At 39.5% G+C, this 3,841-nt stretch carries 1 protein-coding gene; it reads left to right on the top strand.

Annotated features, from left to right (window positions below):
- On the top strand, positions 1–3,841 hold a 3,841-nt coding region (locus EVI01_RS13195; protein WP_146811755.1), incomplete at both ends, for a cell wall protein.

The following is a 3,841-nucleotide window of genomic DNA, read 5'->3' as shown; positions in this document are numbered from 1 at the left end:
CTAAACCAGATACGAGTAAAGTTGGAAAACAGGACGTGAAAGTCTCTGTCAAAGATGAAACAGGGCGATCTGAGGAAGTTACTTTTCCGATTACAGTCAAAGAACTGTTGAGCATTAAAAAAGCAACCGATGAAATTTATCAGTACGATGCGGTACCAGATGTCAAAAATTATTTTGATGTAACCACAGAAGGAACCTATACTCTACAATGGGCGAATAATCCAAGTACTTCTACACCAGGAACGTATACTTGGCAAGCAACGGTAAATACTTCGGATGGGCGTACAGAAACAAAAGCCATGACGATGAAAATCTTACCTTATCCAGATTTACTCGTTAAATTAAAACCGGTTGAGGATCGAACCTTTACATTAGGGGATTCTTCGGATTTATTAGCCGATCATTTTAAAGATTATATTGACGAAGTAAGAATGAATGGGGAAAAGGTCGATCTTAATGACCTGCAATTAGTGGCGGAAGAATCAACCAAAACGATTTTCCAAGCAATCGGCCAGCAAGAATTGAAGCTCACTGTTCAAGCGAAGCACCCTGTTTCAAATGTCATGATCAAAGGTACCGGTACCACAACAGTCAATGTTAACTGGGGAAATACTATTTTAGTGCGTACAGCCGATGGCAAGTCCTCAGCAGGTGCTTTTACTTTAAGAGTGGGGAACACCAACAATACCACGCCAACTTTATCGCTTTATCAAGGAATTGCTTCACCGTTAAATGAAGGAGTAGGTGATCTCACTAAACCCTATGATCTTTATTATAATTTCGAAGTTTTACGTAATGGTCGTTCCGTCTACAACCAAGACGTGACTAATCGTGCGACCTTACAAGAAATCATGGATCGCTTTGGAAATGCAAACAATACGATAGATGTCCAGATGGATGATATCATCAAAATCTATTACCCTCAAAAGTTAGCTAATGGTTCTGTGGTGATGGTTAATGAACAAGAAAAAGATTATACATATGGCTCCGAATATGCGTATTATAAAGTCACGCCTTACGGTTTTGATCCAGCGCCTGTGATGGAGGCAGAAAGTGCTTCGAAGGATTTTGTTTTAGGGGAAGACTCTAGTCAAATCAATCCCAAAGACTTGGTCAAAAATGTGACGATTAATGGTGCAGTGGCAGATGATGCCTTTTACACAGTCGAAAATTTAAGTGATTTTGATACGAAAACTGTGGGTAGAAGAACCATGAAGGTTAAAATTACCACAAATGATGGTTTAGCTTCAAAAGAAGTCGAAGTTTCCTATAACGTCAAATGGGGAAGTACATTTGTAGTCAAAGGATTAAATGATGCTACTGCTGGTGCCTTTAGTTTACTTAAGAATAAGGATCAATGGCAACTTCAAGCGTCACAAGGAGTGGAAGGCACCGACTTGGATAATCCAGTGGATAATAATTTTGGTTACGATACGTATTATTCCATTGAAGTCTTACGAGCTTCAACGAGTCAATTTTTATATGAAGTTGCTGGGAATCAATCCATTCGTGAATCCATTAATGGGTTTAACAATGGACAACCGTTGAATGTTAATAAAGGCGATGTCATTAAAGTTTATCATGCCGATCCTGTGGGCAAAAATCTGTTCATGGAAAACGAGCTGATCAAAGACTACACCATTGGTTCCAACTATGCGTATTACGAAGTCACTGATCGAGGTCTAGAAGCGATTTTAGCCATTCAAGCAGAATCGTCTCCCCAAGAGTTTGTTTTAGGCGAAGATAGTAGTGACATTGATGGCACCAAATTAGTGAAGAGTATCATGATCAATGGCACACCGGTTGCAAGTGATCAATATACAGTCACGCAAATGAGTGAGTTTGATACTTCTATCGCTGGCGAAAAAAATATTCGGGTTAGAATTGACACCAAAGACAAGATGGTCTCAAAAGAAATTGAGGTTCCTTATACTGTGAAGTGGGGAGAATCCTTCTTAGTTAAATCTAAGTCTGGAGGATCAGCTGGGGCCTTTTCATTAATCGATGGTAAAGCACTCGCTGGTACAACCAGCTCTTCAAAAGTACTAAAAATCAGTGCAGGATTAGACACACCATTAGATGAAAAAATCAATGCCGATAATGAACCAAATACCTATTATTCGATTGAGATCACTAGAAATGGAAGTTCCATTTATTCACAAAATATGCCAGGACGAGCAACCTTGCAACAAATTATGAATAACTTTGGGAATGGCAGTAATTTAGTGACAGTTCAAACGGGCGATATTATTACCGTGAATCAGCCCCAAAAAATCGAAGGAAGTTCCGTTTTATGGCAAGATGAAACAGAAAAAGACTATACTTATGGTTCTAACACGGCGAGGTACCAAGTCACAGACTATGGCTTAGAACCAGCACCGGAATTAGGCGGCACCACCGCCAATAAACAACTTAATCTAACGGAACAACCTGAAAACGTTGAATTAAATCAATTGTTGTCGGCCGTCACGGTCAATGGCCATGCGGTGACCGATGATCTTTACACGATAAAACAATTAACCGATTTTGACACCAAAACCATTGGTAAAAGAGAAGTCAAATTACAAATTGATTTAAAAGACGGCTATGCAACAAAGGAAGTCGATATTCCTTATGAAGTCAAATGGGGCGATTCCTTAGTCATGAAGGGCTTAAATGGCGCAACAGTGGGTGTCTATAGTTTTATTAAGAAAAATGATCAATGGTACCTTTCAGCTACCCAAGGGGATCCAGATGCAGATTTAAATAATTGGGTCAATAACGAATTTGGTCGAAACGATTATTACCGTATTGAAGTGGACGAAGGGGAAAATAGTTTGCCAGTTCCAAGTCAACCGGAAGTGTTTGAAGATTCTTCTGTGAATACTGGGAATTTTGTTTACAGTGTCACTGGTAATATGACATTTGGACAAGCGATTGCACGGTTTAATAACGGACAACCACTCCCAATTTCCACGGGGGCGATTATCAAAGTTTATCATGCAGAGCCTAGTAAAAATAATTTATTCATTCAAGACGATGTGGTGAGAGATTACACGGCTGGCTTAAATTATGCCTATTATCGCGTGACAGATTCAGGAATTGAACCTATTACGGATATGAAAGCGAATTTTGTAAAAATGAGTTTAACCTTGGGCGAAGATGCGACAGCAAAAGACATCAAAGCCTTGATTCAGAATGTGAAGTTTAATGATCAAGAATTAAACACGGATTTGTACACAGTAGAACCTGTGGACACCTTTGATACTTCAACAGTGGGTGAGAAAGAATTAAAAGTCAAACTCACAACTTCTGATGAGGTCACGACCAAAGAAGTAGCTGTACCATACACGGTGAACTGGGGCAATACACTTGTGATGAAGAATAAAGATGGCGATACTATTAGTGCATTTAGTCTCACCAAAGAAGACAAAAAATTACAGATTGCTTCCTTACCAGGAAAAAATAAATCTAATCTTTCTAAACGCATCACAAATGCGGATGATTCGGATGTGTACTACAGCATCGAAGTGTTTAGTCATAACGCAAGTCAATATAAATACGAAGTCCACGGAAAGCAAACCATTGAGCAAGCTATTTCCCGCTTCAATGGAGGGGAGCCGCTAACGGTTTCTGCTGGGGATCAAGTAAAAGTTTACCATGCTGATCCAAGTGGCAATGTCTTTATGTCGGATGAACAAGAAGGCAATTATACCTATGGTTCCAACTATGCCTATTACAATGTGACGGATTACGGCTTTGAGCCAACAGGTGATCTTTCTGTAACGCCAGCCGAGCCCAATATCACTGTCGGAACCAAAGAAGTGGATCTTAAAGATTTGTTAAAAGAAGTCAAAGTCAA

Source organism: Enterococcus villorum, assembly GCF_007990225.1.
Lineage (GTDB): Bacteria > Bacillota > Bacilli > Lactobacillales > Enterococcaceae > Enterococcus_B > Enterococcus_B villorum.
The sequence above is the reverse complement of the archived record's forward strand: the minus strand, read 5'-3'. Positions and strand labels throughout refer to the sequence as shown.